Origin of the sequence: Azospirillum sp. TSO5, assembly GCF_003116065.1 — a bacterium.
Taxonomy (GTDB): Bacteria; Pseudomonadota; Alphaproteobacteria; order Azospirillales; family Azospirillaceae; genus Azospirillum.
In genome coordinates this window covers 1-3,181 of record NZ_LGQY01000191.1, presented here as the reverse complement: position 1 = coordinate 3,181, position 3,181 = coordinate 1, and the positions used below count along the sequence as shown (strand labels likewise).

Here is a 3,181-nt window from a genome sequence, read left to right as displayed (position 1 = left end):
CCGCCCGACTCTGCTGCTGCTGGACGAGCCGACCGTTGGGCTGGACATCCCGGCCCGCCGCACCCTGATCCGTCACGTCCATGCCCTGTGCGCGGAGGATGGCATCGCCGTTCTGTGGGCCACCCATCTGATCGACGAGATCGACCCCGTCACCGACCATGTGGTGGTCCTGCACCGTGGTCGGGTTCGCGCCAACGGGCCTGTCGCCGCGGTGAATGAAGAGGCCGGCTGCGCCACCGTGGCGGAGAGTTTCGACCGGCTGACCGCCGCCCGGCCCGCCGCCGAAGTGGAGGCCGCAGCATGACCGGCCGGCAGTTCGGGGGATGGTGGATCGCCTTCCAGGGCATCGTCGCGCGCGAGGTGCTGCGCTTCGTGCATCAGCGCGAGCGCTTCCTCGGCGCGCTGGTCCGGCCGCTGGTGTGGCTGTTCGTCTTCGCTGCGGGATTCCGCGCCGCGCTCGGCATCGCCATCATCCCGCCCTACGAGACCTACATCCCCTACGAGGTCTACATCGTGCCGGGGCTGATCGGCATGATCCAGCTGTTCAACGGCATGCAGGGCTCGCTGTCGATGGTCTACGACCGCGAGATGGGCAGCATGCGCATCCTGCTGACCAGCCCGCTGCCCCGCGCTTTCCTGCTGCTGGCCCGCCTGCTGGGCGGGGTGGTGGTGTCGGTTCTCCAGGTGGCGGCCTTCCTGCTGATCGTCCGGCTCTATGGCATCGACCTGCCGGTCTGGGCGCCGCTGACCGTGCTGCCGGCCCTGCTGCTGAACGGGTTGATGCTGGGGGCGCTCGGCATGGTCCTGGCATCCACCATCCGCCAGTTGGAGAGTTTCGCCGGGGTGATGAACTTCGTGGTCTTCCCCCTCTTCTTCCTGTCCTCGGCCCTCTATCCGCTCTATCGCATGGAGGAGGCCGGACCGCTGCTGTGGTGGCTGTGCAGCCTCAATCCCTTCACCCATGGGGTGGAGTTGATCCGCTTCGCTCTCTACGGCCGGATCGATGGGTTGGCGCTGGCGGTCGTCACCGGCGCCACCCTGCTGTTCGCGGCCCTGGCGGTGCGGGGCTACTCCCCCGCGCGCGGCATGGGTTCGCGGGCACCGTCGGCGGCGGGATGACGCCTCACACCGCGTCGTGGAAGATGATGCCCAACGTGTGGCGCGCGCCCGAACGCACCGGACTGACGCCATGGCGGTGCCGGACGCGGTAAGTCCCTCGCGTGCCCTGCACCGGGCGCTGGTCCACCGCGAAGATCACCGCCTCCCCCAGCCCCAGCGGCACGACTGTGGCGCGCGACTGCATGCGCGGCCGCTGCTCGGTCAGGACGAATTCGCCGCCGGTGAAGTCCGATCCCGGCGCCGACAGCAGGATGGCGACCTGCAACGGGAACACCGTCTCGCCATACAGATCCTGATGCAGACAGTTGTAGTCACCGGGACCGTATTTCAGCAGCAGCGGCGTCGGGCGCGTCTGGCCAGCCGCATGGCAGCGCTCCAGGAACTCCGCGTGATCCGCCGGATAGCGGGTGTCGAGCCCCATCGCCACCGCCCAGCGGTTGGCGACCGGCGCCAGCCGGTGGTAGATCGGCGCGCGCAATGCCGTAATTGCCTCGGGCAGCGGACGGGTGAAGTATTTGTATTCCCCCTTGCCGAAGCCGTGCCTCTCCATCACCACCCGGCTGCGGAACGGGGTGTCCTGCTCATAGAGCCCCGCCAACGCCTTGCAGCTCTCGCCGTCCAGCAGCGGCCCCCCGACCGCATAGCCGACCAAATCCAGTTCCGCTTCGATGCGCGTCCAGTCCAGCGTCTCCAGCATCCTCACTGCGCCGCCTCCTTGCGCTCGCGATCCAGCAGGTCCCGCTTGCGCTCCACGCCCCAGCGATAGCCGGACAGGCCGCCATCGGACCGCACCACCCGATGGCAAGGGATCGCCACGGCAATCGGGTTGGCACCGCATGCCCGCGCCACCGCCCGCACCGCCGCCGGCTCGCCAATGGCGCCGGCGATCTCGGCATAGCTGGCGGTCCGACCGGCCGGGATGGCGCGCAATGCCTGCCACACCCGCTGCTGAAAGGCGGTGCCACCGATGTCCAACGGCAGGTCGAGCCCCGTCCCCGGCGCCTCGACGAACCCCACCACCTGCGCCACGGTCGCTTCGAAGGCCGCATCACCACCAATCAACTCGGCTTTGGGGAAGCGGTCCTGCAGATCGCGAAGCAGCATATCGGGATCGTCGCCCAGCAGGATTGCACACACCCCGCGCTCCGTCGCCGCCACCAAAATCGAGCCGAGCGAGCAGACCCCGACCGCAAAGCGGATCGTCTCCCCCACTCCGCCCTTGCGGTAGCTGGTCGGCGTCATCCCCAGCCGCGCCCCCGCGGTCTCGTAGAACCGTCCGGAGGAGCCATAGCCGGCCTCATAGATCGCTTCGGTCACGCTGCCGGCCTGCTGCAAAGCACCGGCGACCCGAGCGGCGCGGTTGGCCTGGACATAGGCGCGCGGCGTGACGCCTGTCACCTGCTTGAAGATGCGGTGGAAGTGATGCGGGCTCATCCCCGCCGCCGTTGCAAGCTCCTCCAAGGGAGGCGCCTCCTCCGCCTCCTCGATCAGGCGGCAGGCGCGGGCCACGGCCTCGGCCCGGCGGTCGTTCTGGCTCGGTCCGTCCGGCCGGCAGCGTTTGCAGGGCCGGAAGCCTGCCCGTTCGGCCTCGGCATTGTCGGCAAAGAACACGACATTCTCAGGACGGGCCGGCCGCGCGGCGCAGCTCGGCCGGCAATAGACGCCGGTGCTGCGGACCGCATAGACGAACCGCCGGTCGGCGGCAGGATCGCGGCGGCGCAACGCCTCCCAGCGCTCAGCCTCCAAGCCGGTCGCGTCCGAGGTGACGGTGTCGAGTGCGACTGTCATCTGTCCTTCTCCCCGCTCGAACCTTACAGGTTCCGTGGTGCGATGAGGGAGCAATCTGAACCACCGGCCCGGCCGGCACACTCCGCCGCTTGCTTTCGAATTGCGGCTCTGCGCACCAAACGCCGAAACGCCCCGGTTCTGCTGAACCGGGGCGTTCCTGATGTGATGAAGATGCAAGCTTATGCTTTGGATTGGCGTCTCTTGAGGCTTGGTGACCTGGCGGCGACCTACTCTCCCACGTCTTAAGACGCAGTACCATTGGCGCGGAGGCTTT

The 3,181-nt window shown here is 68.5% G+C and carries 3 protein-coding genes and 1 pseudogene; 2 read left to right on the top strand and 2 right to left on the bottom strand.

The window, feature by feature from the left end:
* Window positions 1–304, top strand: a pseudogene (locus tag TSO5_RS31925) (ABC transporter ATP-binding protein); the annotation flags it as partial.
* On the top strand, window positions 301–1,119 hold the full coding sequence (locus tag TSO5_RS31920; RefSeq protein WP_109155372.1) for an ABC transporter permease: 819 nt from the start codon (window positions 301–303) through the stop codon (window positions 1,117–1,119). The pseudogene TSO5_RS31925 and the gene TSO5_RS31920, both read left to right, overlap by 4 nt.
* Before the next feature lie 4 nt (window positions 1,120–1,123).
* Here the strand turns inward: TSO5_RS31920 and TSO5_RS31915 are convergent, their stop codons facing one another.
* Window positions 1,124–1,816, bottom strand: coding sequence for a 2OG-Fe(II) oxygenase (locus TSO5_RS31915; RefSeq protein ID WP_109155371.1), 693 nt, complete (start codon window positions 1,814–1,816; stop codon window positions 1,124–1,126).
* Window positions 1,817–1,818: 2 nt separating this feature from the next.
* A complete protein-coding gene (gene ada, locus TSO5_RS31910) occupies window positions 1,819–2,907 on the bottom strand; it encodes a bifunctional DNA-binding transcriptional regulator/O6-methylguanine-DNA methyltransferase Ada (RefSeq protein ID WP_109155370.1) in 1,089 nt (362 codons plus the stop codon).
* Window positions 2,908–3,181: the final 274 nt, after the last annotated feature.